Annotated in this window: 18 protein-coding genes; 7 read left to right on the forward strand and 11 right to left on the reverse strand. The window is 60.3% G+C overall.

The window, feature by feature from the left end:
* Nucleotides 1-128: 128 nt before the first annotated feature.
* Both BMZ36_RS12890 and BMZ36_RS12895 read right to left on the reverse strand, forming a co-directional pair.
* Nucleotides 129-470 (reverse strand): zinc ribbon domain-containing protein YjdM, encoded by a 342-nt coding sequence (locus tag BMZ36_RS12890; protein WP_091197480.1) that lies wholly within the window; start codon nucleotides 468-470, stop codon nucleotides 129-131.
* A 60-nt stretch (nucleotides 471-530) separates the two neighbouring features.
* Entirely contained in the window at nucleotides 531-1,205 is a 675-nt protein-coding gene (locus tag BMZ36_RS12895; RefSeq protein WP_091197485.1) for an NUDIX hydrolase, read from the reverse strand.
* Nucleotides 1,206-1,505: 300 nt separating this feature from the next.
* Between BMZ36_RS12895 and BMZ36_RS12900 the strand changes: the two genes are divergently transcribed.
* From BMZ36_RS12900 to BMZ36_RS12915, 4 genes are read left to right on the forward strand one after another with little or no spacing between them, the layout of a single operon-like run.
* On the forward strand, nucleotides 1,506-2,369 hold the full coding sequence (locus BMZ36_RS12900) for a cysteine hydrolase family protein (RefSeq protein WP_091197488.1): 864 nt from the start codon (nucleotides 1,506-1,508) through the stop codon (nucleotides 2,367-2,369).
* Nucleotides 2,370-2,380: 11 nt separating this feature from the next.
* Nucleotides 2,381-3,610 carry a nicotinate phosphoribosyltransferase gene (pncB, locus tag BMZ36_RS12905; RefSeq protein WP_091197491.1) on the forward strand — a complete coding sequence of 410 codons (1,230 nt, stop codon included), beginning with the start codon at nucleotides 2,381-2,383 and terminating at the stop codon, nucleotides 3,608-3,610.
* Nucleotides 3,607-5,532 carry an NAD+ synthase gene (locus BMZ36_RS12910; RefSeq protein ID WP_091197494.1) on the forward strand — a complete coding sequence of 642 codons (1,926 nt, stop codon included), beginning with the start codon at nucleotides 3,607-3,609 and terminating at the stop codon, nucleotides 5,530-5,532. The genes pncB and BMZ36_RS12910 overlap by 4 nt, the downstream gene beginning before the upstream one ends.
* Entirely contained in the window at nucleotides 5,529-6,557 is a 1,029-nt protein-coding gene (locus BMZ36_RS12915) for a bifunctional nicotinamide-nucleotide adenylyltransferase/Nudix hydroxylase (protein WP_091197497.1), read from the forward strand. The genes BMZ36_RS12910 and BMZ36_RS12915 overlap by 4 nt, the downstream gene beginning before the upstream one ends.
* Nucleotides 6,558-6,732: 175 nt before the next feature.
* On the opposite strand, the gene BMZ36_RS12920 is transcribed toward BMZ36_RS12915, so the two are convergent.
* A complete protein-coding gene (locus BMZ36_RS12920) occupies nucleotides 6,733-8,523 on the reverse strand; it encodes an extracellular solute-binding protein (protein WP_091197500.1) in 1,791 nt (596 codons plus the stop codon).
* 95 nt (nucleotides 8,524-8,618) lie between these two features.
* Between BMZ36_RS12920 and BMZ36_RS12925 the strand changes: the two genes are divergently transcribed.
* Complete coding sequence (locus BMZ36_RS12925; RefSeq protein ID WP_091197503.1) at nucleotides 8,619-9,488, forward strand: HDOD domain-containing protein; 870 nt, start codon at nucleotides 8,619-8,621, stop codon at nucleotides 9,486-9,488.
* Between the two features lie 180 nt (nucleotides 9,489-9,668).
* Here BMZ36_RS12925 and BMZ36_RS12930 read toward each other — a convergent pair whose 3' ends face one another.
* From BMZ36_RS12930 to BMZ36_RS12955, 6 genes are all read right to left on the reverse strand, one after another.
* The gene (locus tag BMZ36_RS12930; protein ID WP_091197509.1) at nucleotides 9,669-10,412 is read right to left on the reverse strand and encodes a pseudouridine synthase; all 744 of its coding nucleotides are present in this window, start codon (nucleotides 10,410-10,412) and stop codon (nucleotides 9,669-9,671) included.
* 51 nt (nucleotides 10,413-10,463) lie between these two features.
* A complete protein-coding gene (arfB, locus tag BMZ36_RS12935; protein ID WP_091197512.1) occupies nucleotides 10,464-10,874 on the reverse strand; it encodes an alternative ribosome rescue aminoacyl-tRNA hydrolase ArfB in 411 nt (136 codons plus the stop codon).
* 36 nt (nucleotides 10,875-10,910) lie between these two features.
* Nucleotides 10,911-11,387 carry a hypothetical protein gene (locus BMZ36_RS12940; RefSeq protein WP_091197515.1) on the reverse strand — a complete coding sequence of 159 codons (477 nt, stop codon included), beginning with the start codon at nucleotides 11,385-11,387 and terminating at the stop codon, nucleotides 10,911-10,913.
* Between the two features lie 106 nt (nucleotides 11,388-11,493).
* Nucleotides 11,494-13,290, reverse strand: a complete 1,797-nt coding sequence (gene aspS, locus BMZ36_RS12945) for an aspartate--tRNA ligase (protein ID WP_091197518.1) — start codon at nucleotides 13,288-13,290, stop codon at nucleotides 11,494-11,496.
* 51 nt (nucleotides 13,291-13,341) lie between these two features.
* Entirely contained in the window at nucleotides 13,342-14,001 is a 660-nt protein-coding gene (locus tag BMZ36_RS12950; RefSeq protein ID WP_308417374.1) for a DUF502 domain-containing protein, read from the reverse strand.
* 10 nt (nucleotides 14,002-14,011) lie between these two features.
* Entirely contained in the window at nucleotides 14,012-14,257 is a 246-nt protein-coding gene (locus BMZ36_RS12955) for an FmdB family zinc ribbon protein (RefSeq protein ID WP_091197521.1), read from the reverse strand.
* A gap of 176 nt (nucleotides 14,258-14,433) precedes the next feature.
* On the opposite strand from BMZ36_RS12955, the gene BMZ36_RS12960 reads away from it, so the two are divergent.
* Together BMZ36_RS12960 and BMZ36_RS12965 are read left to right on the forward strand one after the other, a co-directional pair.
* Nucleotides 14,434-14,772 (forward strand): P-II family nitrogen regulator, encoded by a 339-nt coding sequence (locus tag BMZ36_RS12960; protein ID WP_091197524.1) that lies wholly within the window; start codon nucleotides 14,434-14,436, stop codon nucleotides 14,770-14,772.
* A gap of 128 nt (nucleotides 14,773-14,900) precedes the next feature.
* The gene (locus BMZ36_RS12965; protein ID WP_091197529.1) at nucleotides 14,901-15,167 is read left to right on the forward strand and encodes a CPF_0552 family protein; all 267 of its coding nucleotides are present in this window, start codon (nucleotides 14,901-14,903) and stop codon (nucleotides 15,165-15,167) included.
* Nucleotides 15,168-15,442: 275 nt separating this feature from the next.
* On the opposite strand, the gene BMZ36_RS12970 is transcribed toward BMZ36_RS12965, so the two are convergent.
* Both BMZ36_RS12970 and hemE read right to left on the reverse strand, forming a co-directional pair.
* Nucleotides 15,443-17,608, reverse strand: coding sequence for a primosomal protein N' (locus tag BMZ36_RS12970; protein ID WP_091197533.1), 2,166 nt, complete (start codon nucleotides 17,606-17,608; stop codon nucleotides 15,443-15,445).
* A gap of 539 nt (nucleotides 17,609-18,147) precedes the next feature.
* Entirely contained in the window at nucleotides 18,148-19,200 is a 1,053-nt protein-coding gene (gene hemE / locus BMZ36_RS12975; RefSeq protein WP_091197539.1) for a uroporphyrinogen decarboxylase, read from the reverse strand.
* Between the last annotated feature and the right edge of the window lie 36 nt (nucleotides 19,201-19,236).

The raw sequence follows: 19,236 nt of genomic DNA on the forward strand, positions 1-19,236 counted from the left end.
AACGAAAGCCCCGGATTTCACGTTGTTTCATCCGGGCTACTCGCTGGCGGCAACAAAAAACCGGCCCGCTTTGCGGTGGCCGGTTTTTTATTTCTACGGCTTTGTCAGCCGTATTGAAAGCGCAATATTCAAGCCTTTTTCAGGAAACAGGCTTTCAACATCATGCTGCCGGCATCTGTCTTGCAGTCGACTTCGTGATCGCCGCCAACCAGGCGGATGCTTTTGATCTTGGTGCCTTGCTTGAGCACGATCGAAGTGCCTTTGACCTTCAGGTCCTTGATCAGCACCACGGCATCGCCGTCGTTGAGCACCGTGCCGTTGGCATCGCGCACCACGGCGGAATCTTCTTCATCCGATCCGGCACTGGCCGCCGCCGGCCACTCGAAACCGCAGTCGGCACAGACGAAGTTGTCGCCGTCCTGATAGGTGTTTTCCAGGGTACATTGCGGGCAGGCGGGGATAGCGGACATGGCAGAACCTTCAAAGTGCGAGTTACAAAGCGGGCGATTATACCACCTCGTACACCACTCTCAGCGCGCGTTCAGCGCCCGATCCGTCAGCGACAGCCGATCCCGGTATTCTTTCCTGAGCCGGTACAACTGCGCCGGCCGGTTGGCCTTGCCGGTTTCCAGTGCGCCTTCGATCGGCTCCAGAATGCCGAGTTCGTCGATCTTGCGGCGGAAACTCACCTTGTTGACCGGCTCTCCGAGCACCGCTTCATAGACCGCCTGCAGGCGCGGCAGAGTGAAAGCCTCACCGCACAGGTAGACCGGCAGCGACGAGTAGCTGCTCTTGTTCCTGACCCGGCTCACGGCCGCTTCGACGATCTGCAGGTGATCGAACGGCAAGCCTTTCAAACGCTCAACCGGCAACAGCTCCACATGCGGATGCCCCGCCTCGCCGATCAGGTTTTCCGGAACCAGCGCGTAATAGCTGATCGAGATCGACCAGCCGCGCGGATCGCGCCCCGGCCCGGAAAAAGTCGCCAGTTGTTCAAGATACGGGCTGGCAATGCCGGTTTTTGCCTGCAAGGTCCGCACTGCGGCGGCATGGGTATCGGCATCTTCCTCGGCGTGGATATAGCCGCCCGGCAAGGCCAGTACGCCCTTGAAAGGCTCGTGCTCGCGGCGCAGCAAGGCCACGTGCAGACACTCTTCCTTGAGCGTGAGCAGAACGATATCGACGGTGCAGATGATCTCGGACATGGGTTCCTGCCTCAAATTGTTCTTCGCTTGTTTGACCCAGTGAAGTGTGAAATTTTGTCGTCATACCGGCGCAGGCCGGTATCCAGCAACGAAGCCACTTCAAACCACTGGACCCCGGCCTGCGCCGGGGTGACGAGTTCAAACTTGACCAGACCATAGTATATAAAACACACAAACACATCAAACAATCATTAACAACAAGACAAAACAACAAATTTGTTAGTTGCAATATTAAACTAAGTTGAATATGATCGGTTCATGTTCTGATAAAACAGAACCCGCTCATAAAGGGAGGTCATCATGTCGAACCGCAAAACCCATCTTCTCGTCATCGATCCGCAGAACGATTTCTGCGATCAGCCGGATGACTATCTGCCGCAGACCGGCGAACGCCTCGCTCCCGCCCTGCCAGTCCAGGGCGCGCATGCCGACATGCTGCGCGTCGCCACCCTGATCGAGCGCTGCGGCCAGCGGATCGACGCCATCACGGTGACGCTCGATTCGCACCAGCGCATCGACATCGCCCACCCAACCTTCTGGCAGCAGGGCGATGGCACGGCGGTGCAGCCTTTCACGCCGATCACCGCCGCCGACGTACGCGAAGGCCGCTTCGTTCCGCGCCAGACCGAAGCGCTGCCACGGGTTCTGGCCTACCTGGATGCGCTGGAAGCCGCCGGGCGTTACACCCACATGGTCTGGCCCGTGCACTGCGAGATCGGCAGTTGGGGGCACAACGTCCACGCCGACGTGCGCGCGGCGTACAACCGCTGGGAGGAAACCACATCGGTCAGCGTAGGCAAGGTGCTCAAGGGCCTGAATCCGTGGACCGAGCACTACAGCGCCATCCGCGCCGAAGTGCCCGATTCCCGCGACGAAGGTACCCAGCTCAACCGGGCGCTGATCGCACAATTGAAAGCAGCCGATCAGGTACTGATTGCCGGCGAAGCGGGTAGCCACTGCGTCAAGGCCACGACCGAGCACATCGCCGAAGCCTTCGACCCTGCCGACCTGCCGCGGCTGGTCCTGCTCACGGATTGCATGAGTCCGGTCACCGGATTCGAGTCGCAGTACCAGGGCTTCATCGACGACATGCGCGCCAAGGGCTTGCGCATCGCCACCTCGACCGAGATCATGGCCGAATTGCTCGCCGGAAACGGCGCTTGAAGGAGGGAAACATGAACACCCGTCCACCCATCGTCCAGAGCCTGCTGGAAAACGATCTCTACAAGTTCACCATGTGGCAGGCCCTGCTGCACAGCCACCCCGGCGCGCAGGCCGAATATGCGTTCGTCTGCCGCAATACGCCGGCCTACCCGCTCGCCGAACTCAAGCAGGATATCGAAGCCGAACTCGACGCGCTTTGCAGCCTGAACTTCAGTCGGGACGAGCTCGATTACCTGCGCGGCCTGCGCTTCATCAAGAGCGATTTTGTCGATTTCCTGTCGCTGTTCCGCTTCCAGCGCCACTTCATCTCGGTGACGACCGAAGGCGACACGCTCAAAATCGAAGCCAAAGGCCCGCTCGTGCATGTCATGGGCTTCGAAATTTTCGTGCTCTACATCGTCAACGAGCTGTATTTCCGCCGTTTGCCTACCGGCGACGACATCCTCGCTGAAGCGCGCCGCCGACTGCAGGACAAGATCCGGCTCTTGCAACAGCACAAGACCGAGCTCGCCGCCGGCGATGCCGAGCCCTTCATCTTCTTCGATTTCGGGCTGCGCCGGCGCTATTCAGGCGCCTGGCAGGAAGAAGTCGTCGGCACCTTGCTGGAATCCGTGCCCGAGCATTTCCGCGGCACCTCGAACGTGCATCTGGCCAGGAAATTCGGCACCACACCGATCGGCACTATGGCGCACGAATACCTGCAGGCTTATCAGTCTTTCGGCTTCCGTCTACGCGATTTCCAGAAGGCCGCGCTGGAAGGCTGGGTGCAGGAATACCGCGGCGACCTGGGCATCGCACTGACCGATGTCGTCGGCATGAACGCCTTCCTGGACGATTTCGACCTGTATTTCGCCAAGCTCTTCGACGGACTTCGCCACGACTCCGGCGACCCGGTGGCATGGGGCGAAAAGGTTCTCGACCACTACCAGCGCCTGCGCATCGACCCGGCCAGCAAGCGGCTGGTGTTCTCGGACGGGCTGAACATACCGCGCGCCATCGAACTCTACCGGCACTTCCGCGGGCGGATCGGCACCAGTTTTGGCATCGGCACCGACCTCACCAACGATACACCGCACAAGGCGCTGAACATCGTGATGAAGATCACTTCCTGCAACGGCCAGCCGGTCGCCAAGCTCTCGGATTCGCCCGGCAAGACGCTGTGCGACGACCAGACCTTCCTGGCCTACCTGCGGCAGGTGTTCAACCATCCGCACCCCACCGGACCGGGAGAACCGTCATGAACCCGCTGCGCATCACGCTCGCCCAGATCAACCCGACCATAGGCGACATCGAAGGCAACATCGCCCTGATGCGCCGGGCCACGGAACAGGCACAGAACGAAACAGCCCAACTCGTCGTCTTTCCCGAGCTCTCGCTCACCGGCTACTACCCCGGCGACCTGCTCGACGAGCCGGATTTTCTCAGGCAGATCGAACGCGGCCTGGCGCAGCTTCTGGCCCTGACCCGCGATACGCCGGGCTTGCATTGGGTGATCGGCGCGCCGACGCAGCACGAAGGGCCGGGCAAGCGCCTGCAAAACAGTCTGCTGGTACTCGCCGACGGCGAAATCGTGCTCGACTACGCCAAGCAACTGCTGCCCACCTACAACATCTTCGACGAGCGCCGCCATTTCGAGCCTGGCCCGGATGTGGCCCGTGTGCTGCGCATCGGCGACACCCGGATCGGCTTCATGATCTGCGAGGACGGCTGGAACGACGAGGGCCGGGACTACGCGGTCAACCCCTTCGACCGCCTCGCGGATGCCGCACCCGACTTGGTGATCTCGATCAACGCCAGCCCGTCGAACCTCGGCAAGCGCGAAGTCCGCCACCGCCTGCTCGCCGCCGCGAGCCGCCGGCACAAGCTGCCGCTCGTTTACGTCAACCAGATCGGCGGGCACGATCAGTTGGTCTACGACGGCGCCTCGTTCACCGTCACACCGGATCACGGTGTGGTTTTCGAAGCGCCGCAGTTTGCCGAGTCTGTCACCACGCTCCAGTTCGACGGGCGCGATTTCCTCGATGCCAACAACGCACCGCTGCCCGCGCCCCAAGGCAATCGCACTATGTGTCTTTTGGGAACCCCGTACGCGAACCACTCCGTTTTTTCTCCCTCCCCCTCGACGGGGGAGGGTTGGGGAGAGGGTGAAACGGGGCAAACTTGCACAGTGCTTGATACATCCCCCCCTCTCCCCTACCCCTCTCCCGCAAGGGGCGAGGGGAAAACCGAGGTAGTGCAATCACCTTGGTCCGCACCCTCCTCCGGCTTGCCCGTCATGGAGTTCTACCGCCGGCAGATCGTGCTCGGCCTGCGCGACTATGCGCGCCGCTGCGGCTTCAAGCGAGCAGTGGTCGGCTCCTCGGGCGGCATCGACAGCGCCCTGACCCTGGCGCTGGCAAGCGAGGCGCTCGGCGCGGACAACGTGGCCGCCATCACCCTGCCCTCGAAGTTTTCCAGCGCCGGCAGCGTGGACGATTCGAAAACGCTGTGCGACAACTTGGGTGTGAAGCTGATCGAACACCCGATTCGCGATCTGGTTGCGAGCTACGGCGCCGGCTTCGAAACCGCGTTCGGCACACCACTGCAGGGCCTGCCGCTGGAAAACCTGCAGGCACGCATCCGCGGCACGATCCTGATGGAATACTCCAACGCCTTCGGCCACCTGCTGCTCACCACCGGCAACAAGAGCGAGCTTTCGGTGGGCTATTGCACCCTGTACGGCGATACCAACGGCGGGCTGGGGTTGATCGGCGACCTCTACAAGACCGAAGTGTTCGAGCTGTGCCGGCATCTCAATGCCGAGGCAGGGCGCGAGCTCATCCCGCGCGCGATCATCGACAAGGAACCTTCGGCCGAACTCGCGCCGGGGCAGCGCGATACCGACAGCCTGCCGCCCTACCCGGTTCTGGACGTGATCCTCAAGCAACTGATCGAAGGCGAACGACTGGCCGAAGCCGAGCGCGCCGAAGTCGAACAAAGCTTCAAAGAGCTGGCCGCGACGGCAGACGGACAAGCGCTGATCGCCCGCATCCGCAACATGATTGCCCGCAACGAATACAAGCGCCGCCAGGCACCGCCGATCCTGCGCCTGCGCGGGCGCGCCTTCGGCCACGGACGGCAGATGCCCATCGCCGCGAGTTACCGGTTCTGGAGGCAATCATGAACACCGCCCAAAATTTCGATACCGCCGTACTGATCGGCCGCTTCCAGCCCTTCCACACCGGCCATGCCGCCCTGCTCGCCCAGGCACTGGACACCGCGCCGCATGTGGTCGTCATACTGGGATCGGCCCATCAGGCGCGCAACGCCAAGAACCCGTTCACCTGGGAAGAACGCGCCGCCATGATCCGCGCCACGCTCGACGAAGAACAACAGGCGCGCATCGATTTCGTTCCGGTTCGCGACTGCTACGACGACCGGCGCTGGAAAGAAGCCGTACAGCAAGCCGTCGCCCAAAAAACGGTCAGCCGGCGCATCGCCCTGATCGGCTTCGTCAAGGATGCCTCCAGCCAGTACCTGAACCGCTTTGCCGAATGGCAACTTGTCGCCACCGGGCAGCACGGCGAAGTCCACGCCACCCACCTGCGCCGCATCTACTTCGAAACCGACGACCCGGCAGCAAGCCAGGCCCTGCTCGGCGAACTCGTCCCGGCCAGCGTGGCGCATTACCTCAAGGGCTGGACGCACCTGCCCCACTACGCCCGGCTGCGCGAAGAACACCTCGCCATCGAGGAAAGCCGCAAAATCTGGGGGAACGGCCCGTTCATCACGGTCGATGCCGTGGTCGAGGCGTCGGGGCATGTACTGCTGATCCAGCGCGGGCGCGCACCGGGATTGGGATCATGGGCGCTGCCCGGCGGATTTCTCGATGGCCGGGAGCGGGTGTTGCAGGGGGCGATACGCGAACTGCGCGAAGAAACCGGGCTGGCCTTGCTTGATTCGACTCTGGAAGGCGCGCTGAAGAATGTCGCCGTTTTCGACCACCCGGACCGCAGCCTGCGCGGGCGCACCGTCACCCACGCCCACCACTTCGATCTGGGATCAACGCGCCTGCCGGAAGTCGCCGGCGCGGACGATGCAGCAACGGCGCGCTGGGTGGCAATTGCCGATCTGCCGGGCATGGAAGACCGGTTTTTCGAGGATCACTTCCACATCCTCGATCATTTTCTGTCGCTGACTATTGACTGACTAAAAACATCCCATTCAACAGGGATTATCCCGTTCATGCTCAATCTCCCTCCCCCTCGACGGGGGAGGGCTGGGGAGAGGGTGATTGGGTCAAGATCAGCGCATGGTTGATACATTTCCCCCTCACCCCGACCCCTCACCCGCAAGGGGCGAGGAAACACCGGAATAATCGCGGTTATTTCACCCACCACGTTTCCAGCATCCACTCCCCCGCCTCGTAATAAAGCGGCAGCTTCTGCGGCCAGGCCAGGCGGTTTTTCCAGGCCACGCGGTGGCTGGCGCTGTACCAGTGGGGAATGATGTAGTAGCCGTGGCGCAGCACCCGGTCCAGCGCATGCACGGCAGTCACGCGCTCGGCGCGAGTGCGGCTTTTGACGACGGCATCGATCAGTTTGTCCACCGCCGGTTCCTGCAGGCCGATCACGTTGCTGCTGCCCTTTTCCTTCGCCGCCTTGCTGCTGTAGTAATCGTAGAGCTCGATACCGGGGCTTTGCGTATCGGGAAAACGCAGGCTGATCAGGTCGAAATCAAATTCATCCAGGCGGCGCTGGTAAAGCGCGTAATCCACCTGCCGGCCCTTGACCGTGATCCCCAGCTTGTTGAGATTGCGTTCAAACACCGCGAACACCCGGCTCATGCTGCCGCCGTCGTCGAGCCATTCGAACACGAACGGCTCACCCTGCGCGTTGCGCAATGCGCCGTCGCGGTAAGTCCAGCCAGCTTGGGCCAGCAGATCGCGCGCCCGGCGCAAGTTGTCGCGCAAGGATGCGGGCGCTTCGGTAGACGGGGGAACGGGCGCAGGGCCGAATACGGCCGGATCAAGCTGGCTGCGCAGCGGTTCGAGCAGTTTCAACTCCGCCGCCGAAGGCGTGCCGCGCGCGGCAAGTTCGCCGTTGGAATAGAAGCTGTCGATGCGCGTGTACTGGCTGTAGAAAAGCTGGCGGTTCATCCACTGGAAATCGAGCGCCAATCCCAGCGCCTGGCGTACGCGCTTGTCGGCGAACTGCGGTTTGCGGATATTGAGCACGAAACCCTGCATCCCCGCGGTATTGCTGTGCGGGAACTCCTTCTTGAGCAATTCCCCGCTGCGGAACTTCGGCCCGTGGTACTGGCGCGCCCAGTTGCGTGCGGTGTATTCGACCAGGAAGTCGAACTCGCCGGCCTTGAATGCCTCCAGCCGTGCTACGTCGTCCTTGTAGAACCGGTAGACGATACGGCTGAAATTGAACGTACCGCGCCGCGCCGGATGCTGCTGCGCCCAATAATCGGACCGGCGCTGGTAGACGATACTGCGTCCCAAGTCATACCGCTCGATGCGATACGGGCCGCTGGCAATCGGCGTTTCGAGCACGATCTTGTCGAGCGGTTTGCTATTGCCCCACTTGCGCGAAAAGACCGGGAGGCTCGCCACCATCAACGGCAGATCGGGGTTGGGCCGGCGAAAACGGTAGCGCACAGTGCGTTCGCCGGTTACCTCGACCGCGGCCACTTCGGCCAGCCGGGTACGATAGCTCGGATGCGCCGCCTTGCTGTTCAGCGTATCGAAGCTGTGCTTCACATCCGCCGCGAGCACCGGATCGCCGTTATTGAAGCGCGCCGCCGGGTTCAGGCGAAACGTGATCGAGAGCCCGTCGGATGCCACCGCCATGTCCTCGGCCAGCAGGCCGTAAACGGTAGCCGGCTCATCGAGACTGGCAACAGCCAGCGATTCGAACATCAGCGGCGACAGTCCCGCTACCGGCGTTCCCTTGAGCACGAACGGATTAAAAGAATCGAAGCTCGTGCGCCGGTCTGGATTGGGCAGAACCACCTCGCCGCCTTTGGGCGCATCGGGGTTCACATAGCCGAAATGGGTGAAGCTGGCCGGATACTTCGGCGTATAGCCCAAGGCCAGCGCATGTCCGGCTTGGGCATGCTGCGCAAGCGCCAGCAAAACCAGAACAAAAAAGAAAGGAAAGCGTCTCATGCCGGCATGATAAACCAAGCAGCAAAGTCGCTACAGCCGTTACAATATGCAAATCGGAATCCGTCGGGCGGATCGACAAAAAGGAACAGCCAGGCATGACAACAGCTCAAGAAGCAGACATCAGCGGCGACGAGCTCAACAAGCAGCGTTTCCAGATGCTGCAAGACATCGCCGAAGAACTTTCCGGCGAGGTTATTTTTCCTACCTGTTTCGATGTTGCCGCACGCATACGCCAGGCTTTGCGCGATACAGATCAGCCCATCCGCAAGATTGTCGAACAGATCAGTTTTGAACCGCTGATCGGCACCAAACTGATGAGTCTCGCAAACTCGGTGGCCTACAACCCCTCCGGCAACGAAGTCAAAGATGTCAAAGGTGCGATCAGCCGCTTGGGGCTGGAAACCGTGCGCAGCACAGCCATGGCGATCACCATGCAGCAGATGCTGCGCTCCCGCAACATGGGCGGCTTCGAAGACATGGCCAAGCATCTGTGGGATCACTCGCTGCAGACCGCCAGCGCCTGTTATGTCATCGCCAAACGCCTCACCCGCTTCAACCCGGACGAAGCCATGATGGCGGGGCTCGTACATGATCTCGGCGCCTTCTACATGCTGTACCGGGCCACGCAGTACAGCGCGTTGCGCGCCCGTCCGGATTCAATGCGCCACCTTGTCACGCAATGGCATGAAAGCATCGGCCTTTCGGTTCTCAGCGCCTTGGGCATGCCGGAGGAAATCATCGAAGCCGTGCGCGATCACGACGTCATGCGCCCGATTCCGCCCTCCCCCAGAAGCCTGAACGATGTGGTTTACGTCGGCAACCTGCTGGTGGGCGGACGACAGGAATGGATGCATCTGGAGATTGACGATGCGGCCCTTGAAAGCTGCACCGTGGGCGAACCCTATCTCGCTCTGCAAGCTGAAATCAGCGCCCACACGAAAGAGATGAGCGCAGTTTTCGGATAGGCGGGGCGCAATTTACGCCCCCCGCCACTTCTTTGTCAGAACCTGCTCACGATCTGTTGTGAGAAGCCGTCAGCGGGGTGAAGAGCAGCGCAAAAACCGGAGTGTACAAGGAGTACATGAGGATTTTGAGCAGCGCATGAGCCCCGATCACGGCTTCGCAGCAAGAGCGTGAACAGGTTCTCAGAAGCGTTCGTCTGCGCGCAGATAACGCCACTGCCCTTGCGGTAAATCAGCCAGTGCAATGCGCCCGACACGAATACGGCGCACAGACGTTACCTTGATACCCGCCCAATCGCAAAGCTGACGAATGAGGCGGTTGCGGTTTTCGCGCACGACAATCCGCAATTGAAAATCGCTTTGCCTGCTGACCTTGATTGAGGAAACGACCTCGCCATCCAGCTTCGGCCGCCCATTCAATCTGGCCAGGGCATCGTCCGGCAAGGGCGCAGCCAGATCGACCAAGAATTCCTGCTCGTAATCGCCGGCGCTGGAAATCAGCTTGCGGGAGACCCGGCCATCCTGGGTAAGAACCAGCAAGCCCGAGGCATCGACATCCAGCCAACCTGCCGGGGCCAAGCCGTTATGGTGTTTCTTGAGATAGTGAATATCGGAACGATCCCCGGAAAAACGGGTTTCCTGTTTCACCAGCTGCCAGGCAGGGCGCTCACCCGGCTCGGCCGGGCCGCACACATAACCCACCGGCTTGTGCAGCAGGATGGTCACACGCTCGGCCAACTCGGTTTCGGCGGACTTCACCAAATCGATGCGCTGATCAGGGCGCACCCGGCTACCGAGCACATCGACCACCACGCCATCGACCTTGACCCAGCCCCGCTCAATAAATTCGTCGGCCTCTCGGCGGGAGCACAAGCCCAATTCGGCCATGCGCTTGGAAAGGCGGATGGATTTATCTGTATCTGACATCGGAAACCTGTTGAATATCGCTAAAGAAGGGATTGTACGCTGTATGGCGACTCAATCGCTGACCTTGCCGCGCAAAGCCTTGATCGCGCCGCGCCGGACTTTGCCATCCACCCGCCTGCGTTGCGAGCTGCGTGTGGGCCGGGTGGCTCGACGCGATTTCGGGGTGACCGCCACGCTCTCGATCAATTCCAGCAAGCGTTGACGGGCATCCGCCCGATTCTGTTCCAGGCTGCGGTATTGCTGCGCCTTGATGACCACCACACCCTCTTTGCTGATGCGTTGATCCTGCAGCGCCAGCAGCCGCAACTTGCAGATTTCCGGCAAGGAGGAGCGGCCAATATCGAAGCGCAGATGCACGGCGCAGGATACCTTGTTGACGTTCTGCCCACCCGCCCCTTGCGCCCGGATCGCGCTGAATTCAATTTCGTCATCCGAGAGGGCAAAACCAGCAGAACGGTTCATTGACAGGCAATCATTTGAAAAAACAACGGAAGTCCCTCATAAGCCTGGAAAATCCAGGTAATGCACAGCCCCGGCATCCGGCAGATACCCTGACAGCCAACCGGTTTCTTCCTTGACCAACTCCATCAGAGCCAGTACGTGCAAAGGATCGGTCGACAAGGAAAACCAGAACTCCTTGCGCCATACGGAATCCGCATATTCATCGACCACGCCGCCCGGCGTCAGCTCATCCAGGGATCGCGCGCTTCTGGCATAGCCAGTCTGAGCCAGTATTTCATCCAGCGGGGAATAGACCTCAGTCAACTCCAGCACGAACGCCGACATTTCATCGGATATTCGCTGCACATTGACGAATACAGCGGGAAAAGCACCGGCTTCCTCGGCAATTCTTCGGCAGCAATCCGTGCAGGGATTGGCTGAAGCAACGTCGATCAAATCCCCGCGTCGCGCCAAGAGGCCCGAATCGGCTACTTGTTTGTGCCCGCAGGCATACAGTACCTCCACGCCGCTCATTCAATGCTCCGACTGCTTTCCCATTCTTCACAGCATTGACAGCGATTGCGCCAAGGTCAACAAAAAAGCGCCACGCGGGCGCTTTTTTGTCCGGAACGGAGGAAAATCAACCGACGGTACCTTCAACCTTCTGACGCAGACGCAGATGCAATTCGCGCAACTGCTTTTCGTCCACCACGTTCGGCGCATTGGTCAGCAGGCATTGTGCGCGCTGGGTCTTCGGGAAGGCGATCACATCGCGGATCGATTCCGCGCCGGTCATCAGCGTCACCAGACGATCCAGACCGAAAGCCAGACCGCCGTGCGGCGGGGCGCCGAACTTCAGGTTATCGAGCAGGAAGCCGAATTTGTTCTGGGCTTCTTCTTCGCCAATACCCAGCGCATCGAACACGATAGATTGCACGTCGGCTTGATGGATACGCACCGAGCCGCCGCCCATTTCCCAACCATTGAGCACCATGTCGTAAGCACGCGCTTTGCAAGCACCCGGATTGGTCTTGAGCAATTCGAGGTGCTCGGCCTTCGGGCTGGTGAACGGATGGTGGCAGGCATTCCAGCGCTTGCCTTCTTCGTCGTACTCGAACATCGGGAAGTCGACCACCCAGCACGGCTTCCATTCCTTGACAAAATAGCCGCCGGCCTCGCCCTTCTCATGGCCGATCTTGATACGCAGTGCGCCGATGGCTTCATTCACCACCTTGGCCTTGTCGGCGCCGAAGAAGATGATGTCGCCATTTTGCGCGCCGGTGCGCTCGATGATGGCCTTGAGCGCGGTTTCGGTCAGGTTTTTGACGATCGGCGACTGCAGCCCGGTTTCGTTGATCTGGCTGGCGTCGTTAACCTTGATCCAGGCCAGACCCTTGGCACCGTAGATACCGACAAACTGCGTCCAGGCATCGATTTCGGAACGGCTGAACGCCGCGCCGCCCGGCACGCGCAAAGCCACTACGCGACCGCCTTCCATGTTCGCCGCACCGCTGAATACCTTGAACGGCACGTCCTTCATGACATCGGTGAGTTCAGTAAACTTGAGGCTCACGCGCAGGTCCGGCTTGTCGGAACCGTAGTAGTACATGGCATCGTCATAAGCGATACGCGGGAATTCGCCCAGATCCACGCCGATGGCTTCCTTGAACACATGGCGCGCCATGCCTTCGGTGATATCCATGATTTCATCTTCGTTGAGGAACGAAGTTTCGATATCGATCTGGGTGAATTCCGGCTGGCGGTCGGCGCGCAGGTCTTCGTCGCGGAAGCACTTGGTGATCTGGTAGTAACGATCAAAGCCTGCGACCATCAACAACTGCTTGAAGAGCTGCGGGGATTGCGGCAGCGCAAAGAACTGACCGGCATGCACGCGCGACGGTACGAGGTAATCGCGAGCACCTTCCGGCGTGGAGCGGGTCAGCATCGGGGTTTCAATGTCGATGAAACCCTGTTTGTCGAGGTAATTGCGCACCAGCATCGCGACGCGATAACGCAGCCTGAGGTTGTACTGCATGGCCGGACGGCGCAGGTCGATCACGCGGTTGGTCAGGCGAACGTTTTCGCTGAGGTTTTCGTCATCGATCTGGAACGGCGGCGTTGCGGCAGCATTCAGGACTTCGATTTCCTTGGCAAGGATTTCGATCTCGCCGGAAATCATCTTGCTGTTGGCGGTTCCAGCCGGCCGCTCGCGAACGATACCGGTGATCGACAATACATATTCATTGCGGCTGGAATCGGCCGTGGCAAAAGCATCGGGGGTATCCGGATCGATCACGACCTGCACCAGACCTTCACGGTCACGCAGGTCGATGAAGATCACGCCACCATGGTCACGCCGGCGATGGGCCCAGCCCTTCACGGTCACGGTCTGCCCAAGGAATCGCTTGTCAATCAAGCCGCAGTAATCGGTACGCATCGGTTCTTTACTCTTTGTTTTGAATCATGTTGTTGAATCGGGGGCACAGCATCAGCGCTGCCCGGCCTTTTTTTCGGCGGGCGCCACTACGCCCATGGAAATCACATACTTGAGCGCTTCGTCCACGCTCATGTCGAGCTCAATCACATCATCGCGGCGCACCATGATGAAATAGCCGGAAGTCGGGTTCGGCGTGGTCGGCACATAGACATTGATATGCTCGCCGTCGATGGCCGCCGCAATCGATTCGCCGGGCAAACCGGTCACGAACGCGATACTCCAAGCTTCCGGATGAGGAAAACGCACCAGCAGCGCCTTGCTGAAAGCGTGGCCGGAACCGGAAAACAGCGTATCCGAAACCTGCTTCACACCGCCGTAGATGCTGCGCACGATCGGAATCCGATTGAGCAGGTTTTCCCAGAACGACAGCAGGCGCTGTCCCAGGATGTTGGCGGTAAGTACACCGGTCACCAGCAGCACGACCAGAACCAGAATCAGGCTGAAGCCGGGCAACTGGGGCAACAGGCGAATCTGCGGCACATGCTCGGCCAATTGCTCCAGCAACCAGTAGTCAGGCCGGTAAGCCGACGGGAATTTAGCCGCAAACTGGTCCACGGTATTGAGCAGCAACTGCAATACCCACACCGTTGCCGCAATCGGCAACCAGACCAGCATGCCGGTCAGCAGGTATTTCTTCAGGCTTTTCATCATTCGATTTGACTCAGTGACACCCGCATACGCCGGTCTTGGCGCAAGGAGGCAGGTTGTCCGCCGCAGGTTTGGTACCGCCCTTGAAGTCGGTCGCATACCAGCCCGACCCCTTCAACTGGAAACCGGCAGCGGTCAATTGCTTCTGGTAATTAGGCGTCTTGCAGGCTGGGCACTCGGTCAGCGGTTGATCTGCAAGCTTCTGCATGTGTTCGTCTTCATGACCGCACGACGTGCAACGGTAAGCGTAGATCGGCATTTTCAAACTCTCAGAAACATCACGAAACGGGCAATTATAAGGGAAATTCAAGCAAACTGTTGTGGCGAAAAAAGCAAAGATTCCGCATTCAGGCAGGCACCTTGGCGACTCCGGCGGCGCACAGCTATACTCCTTGCATTGCTGCCTTTGGCCAATCAAGCACAGGAACCTCGAACATGAAAAAAATCGAAGCCATCATCAAGCCGTTCAAGCTCGACGAAGTACGCGAAGCCCTCTCCGATATCGGCATCACCGGCATGACCGTGACTGAAGTCAAAGGCTTCGGTCGCCAGAAAGGGCATACCGAACTTTATCGCGGCGCGGAATACGTGGTGGATTTCCTGCCCAAGGCCAAGCTGGAAGTCATTGTTTCCGATGATCGCGTCGAAGCTGCAATCGAAGCCATCGTCAAGGCCGCCCATACCGGCAAGATCGGCGACGGCAAGATTTTCGTATCCCCGGTGGAGCACGTGGTTCGCATCCGCACCGGCGAGACCAACGACGAAGCCATCTGATTGCAGCCTCGCTTCGTTCTTGAAAAAACGCCCGACCGGGCGTTTTTTGTTTTATGTCAAAGATAAAATTGCGCTACCGGCTTTCTGGGCATATACCCAATAGGAACCCTTCACCTGGAGACTGAAACATGCACACCTACCACCTCATGGGCATCCTGATCAGCAAACGCCACGCCTGCGCCAACACCGTGCAGGATATTTTGACCAAGCACGGCTGCATCATCCGCGTGCGACTGGGGCTGCATGACGGCGTGGGCGATGCCTGTACCGAAGAAGGGCTGGTGATCCTGCAGCTTGCGGGCGAAATTGCCGAGATCAATACGATGCGAGACGAATTGAATGCAGTGACCGGCGTAACCGCCGAAGTGCTCAAGCTCGAAGCCAAGCAATCCTGACGTCTTCACCACAGAGACACAGAGAAGAGCAAAAAATCAGACCCTTGCGCACTCCCAAGGCGCAAGGGTTTGTTTTTCTCCGTGTTGGCAGCCGCCGCGCCTTGCGAGCATCGCAGGGAACCCCGCAGGGGCGCCGGAGTGGGCTCGCCTGGGGGTGAAGGGGATTTGGCGAGACAAATCCCTTTCCCGTCTGCCGGGCGGAACCGGCTGTAAACCCTGCGCCGCAGGCGCGTAAAAACCTTTAAGTTGAACAGCGTCAAGGCAAGCCGCGGTTTTCATACCTCCGCTGGATCAACATCCAGCGACCAGCGAATCCGCCCCGCCTTCAACCTATCCATCGCCGGCTCTGCCATCGCCAGCGCGCGCTGCAAGAGCTGGCGGTTTTCCGCCGAAACCAGCAACTGCGCCCGCTCCAGCCCGGATTTTTTCAGCATCGTCGCAGCGACAGGATCGCCGATCGTCAAACCCGGCTCCGGCACGAAACACTGTTTCACTGTCCGCAAAAATTCGAGCGCACTGTCAAGTTGCTGCGCTTCAGCCCGGAACAAGGCCCACGCAGCAAAAGGCGGCAGGCGCAGGTCGCGGCGCTCGCTCAAGGCTCGGTCGGCAAACACGCGGTAGTCGCGCTGCAGCAACTGTGCGTAAAACGGGTGCTCAGGGAACTGGGTTTGCACCAGCACCTCGCCGGGCTGCTCGCGACGCCCAGCCCGTCCCGCGACCTGCGTCAGCAGGGCGAACAGACGCTCTTCGGCACGGTAATCCACGCTGAAGAGGCCACTATCTGCCTCCAGCACCAGCACGCAATTGAGTCGCGGGAAATCGTGCCCTTTGGCCAGCATCTGTGTGCCGACCAAAATATCGGCCTCGCCGGCATGCACTGCTTCCAGCGCCGCATCCATCGCCCCCTTGCGCCGGGTCGAATCGCGGTCGATCCGCAGGATGTTCCGCCCTGGAAACAGCGCCTGCAGGTTTTCTTCCAGCCGCTGCGTTCCGCGCCCCAGCGGTTTCAGATCCTGGTTACCGCAATCCGGGCAGGCCGGCGGAATGCGCAGTTCGTAGCCGCAATGATGACAACGCAGACGTCGCGCCCCCAGATGCAGCACGAGCCGTGCAGAGCAGTGCCGGCAACTCGCGGACCAGCCGCATTCGCCGCAAGCGAGCGTTGGCGCATAGCCGCGCCGGTTGATGAATACCAGCGCCTGCTCGCCGCGATCCAGCGCCCTGCCAATCGCGGCAATGGCCGATTCGTGCAGGCCGTCGCGTTGCGGCGCACGGCGCATGGAAAGAACCCGCAGTTCGGGCAACGCTGCGCCCGGAACCGCACGCGCCGGCAATTCCAGCAGGCGGTAGCGTCCGCTCTCGGCATTGCGCCAACTCTCAAGACTGGGCGTTGCCGAACCGAGCACGACCGGGATGCCTTCCTGGCTGGCGCGATACACCGCGATATCGCGCGCGGAATAGCGCAATCCGTCCTGCTGCTTGAACGAAGCATCGTGCTCTTCATCGACCACAACCAGCCCCAGCCGCGGCAACGGTGCCAGCACCGCCAACCGCGTACCGAGCACGATATCCGCCTCGCCGCGCATCGCAGCCAGCCAGCCCTGCGCGCGTTCGCTGTCGTTGAGCCGGCTGTGCAGGCTGACGATGCGCGCCTGCGGGAAACGCGCCCGGAATGCGGATTCCGCCTGTGGCGTCAGGTTGATTTCCGGCACCAGCACCAGCGCCTGCTTGCCGCGCGCCAGCACGGTGGCAATCGTTTGCAGATAGACCTCGGTCTTGCCGCTTCCCGTCACGCCGAAGAGCAGGAACGGTACGAACCCCTCTGCCGATGCAATCGCCTCGACCGCCCGCGCCTGTTCCGGATTGGGCACGGGCGCATTCGTTGCTGCTTTCCCTTTTGCCATAGCCGTTTCCGGCACGGCCTCGATCCAGCCCTGCTCCAGCCAGGAAGCAATCCAGCGCATCGCGGGCGCGGCCAGGGCGCGCAAGCTGGCCGCCGTTTGCGGAACTGCCAGTGCCTGCGCCACCCGGCGTTGCGCCGTGGCGCGCGCCGCCAGGCGCGCCAGCAAGGCCTCCACATCGTCGCAGCGATAGAGCAACGGGGGTTGTGCGGGCGTAAAGACTTCCGGGATACGAAAAACAGCCGGCAGCGCCGTGGCAATGACCTGCCCCAGAGGGTGATGGTAGTAATCTGCCACGAAGCGGCACAGCGCCAGCCATTCGGGCGACAGGCAGGGCAGATCGCGCGGCACGCTCTGCACCGCCTTGAGCGTCATACTGCCCTCTGCAACCTCCTCCAGCCCCGCCACGACACCGGACAGGACACGATGCCCGAAAGGCACGAAAACACGCTCGCCCACGGCAAGCAGCCCACCATCGACCGCATAGGAAAAGAGGCGCGTCAAAGGAACATCGAGCGCCACTTGGGCAGCGCAAATCATTTTTTCCACATGAATCCGTAAGAACCTGTTCACGCACTTGCTGCGAAGCCGTGATCAGGGCTCATGCGCTGCTCAAAATCCTCATGTACTCCTTGTACACTCCGTTTTTTGCGCTGCTCTTCACCCCGCTGACGGCTTCTCACGGCTGATCGTGTACAGGCTCTAAAAAAAATCTCGCCAATCTCGCTGCCGCCGGCTTATCCCCAACTTCTGTGGATAATTTTGTGGAACACTTCCGGAGAAGTGGGTCAAAGGCAGTCCAGACAACGTTTCTGTTAAATTGCGTAAAAATTAATCCGAAAAATAATTTTCTTATTTTTCAAGTACCTACAAAAGTCAACAGTCGGAAAAACATTTTTAACCAACCCTTGACAGGTCGTTTTAAAGCAGGACGGCCCGATGTGTATAAGTAAGCTCTAATTTGTCGGTCACACCTGAAATTTGCACTGCAACTCACTGATTCATGCGGGAAATTGGAGGTTTTTACGCTTGTAAGCCAAGTTCTGTTGGCGTTGGTCACAAAACAGCGTCAACAAGAGCTAAACCGATCGGATTGCATGAACCGCACGTAACAGCGCCGCCACATGCTCGGGATCGGTGAACTGCGAAATGCCGTGCCCCAGATTGAACACATGGCCCGGTCCGTCGCCGTATTGCCGCAGCAGATGCTGTACTTCGCGCTCGATTGCCCCGGGGCTGGCGAAAAGCGCATTGGGATCGAGATTGCCCTGCAAGGCTACCTTGTGCCCCACCCGTTTGCGCGCCTCGCCCAGATCCACGGTCCAGTCGAGCCCGACCACGTCGCAACCGCAATCGGCGATTTCCTCCAGCCACAGCCCGCCGCCCTTGGTGAACACGATCACCGGCACCCGTCGCCCTTCAGCCTCGCGAGTCAAACCGGCAATCACCCGCCGCATATAGGCCAACGAGAATTCCTGGTATTTGCCAGCCGCAAGCACGCCGCCCCAGGTATCGAACAGTTGCACGGCCTGCGCGCCCGCTGCGATCTGCGCGTTGAGGTAGGCGGTGACGGCCTGCGCGTTGATGTCGAGGATATGGTGCAGCAGATCGGGCCGGTCGTAGAGCATCGCCTTGACCCGGCTGAACCTGTCCGAGCCACCGCCTTCGATCATGTAGCACGCCAGCGTGAACGGGCTGCCGGAAAAGCCGATCAGCGGCACCCGGTCATTGAGCGCCTTGCGGATACTCGCCACCGCATCGAACACGTAGCGCAGCTTGTCCATGTCCGGTACGGTCAGCGCGCGAATGGCGGATTCATCGCGCAGAGGACACTCGAACTTCGGCCCCTCGCCTTCGGCAAAATACAATCCCAGCCCCATGGCATCGGGAACCGTGAGGATGTCGGAGAACAGGATCGCGGCATCGAGCGGAAAACGCTCCAGCGGTTGCAACGTCACCTCGGTCGCCAAGTCAGGCGAGTGGCACAACCCCAGGAAAGACCCAGCCCGCGCACGCGTGGCGCGGTATTCAGGCAGGTAGCGCCCGGCTTGGCGCATGAGCCAGACCGGTGTGTAGTCAGTGGGTTGGCGCAGGCAGGCGCGCAGGAAAGTATCGTTTTCCAGTGGTTTCATTGTTTTTGTTCTCTTTGTTCTTTGGCGGGCGCAAAC

The organism is Formivibrio citricus (genome assembly GCF_900115065.1).
Classification (GTDB): Bacteria; Pseudomonadota; Gammaproteobacteria; order Burkholderiales; family Chitinibacteraceae; genus Formivibrio; species Formivibrio citricus.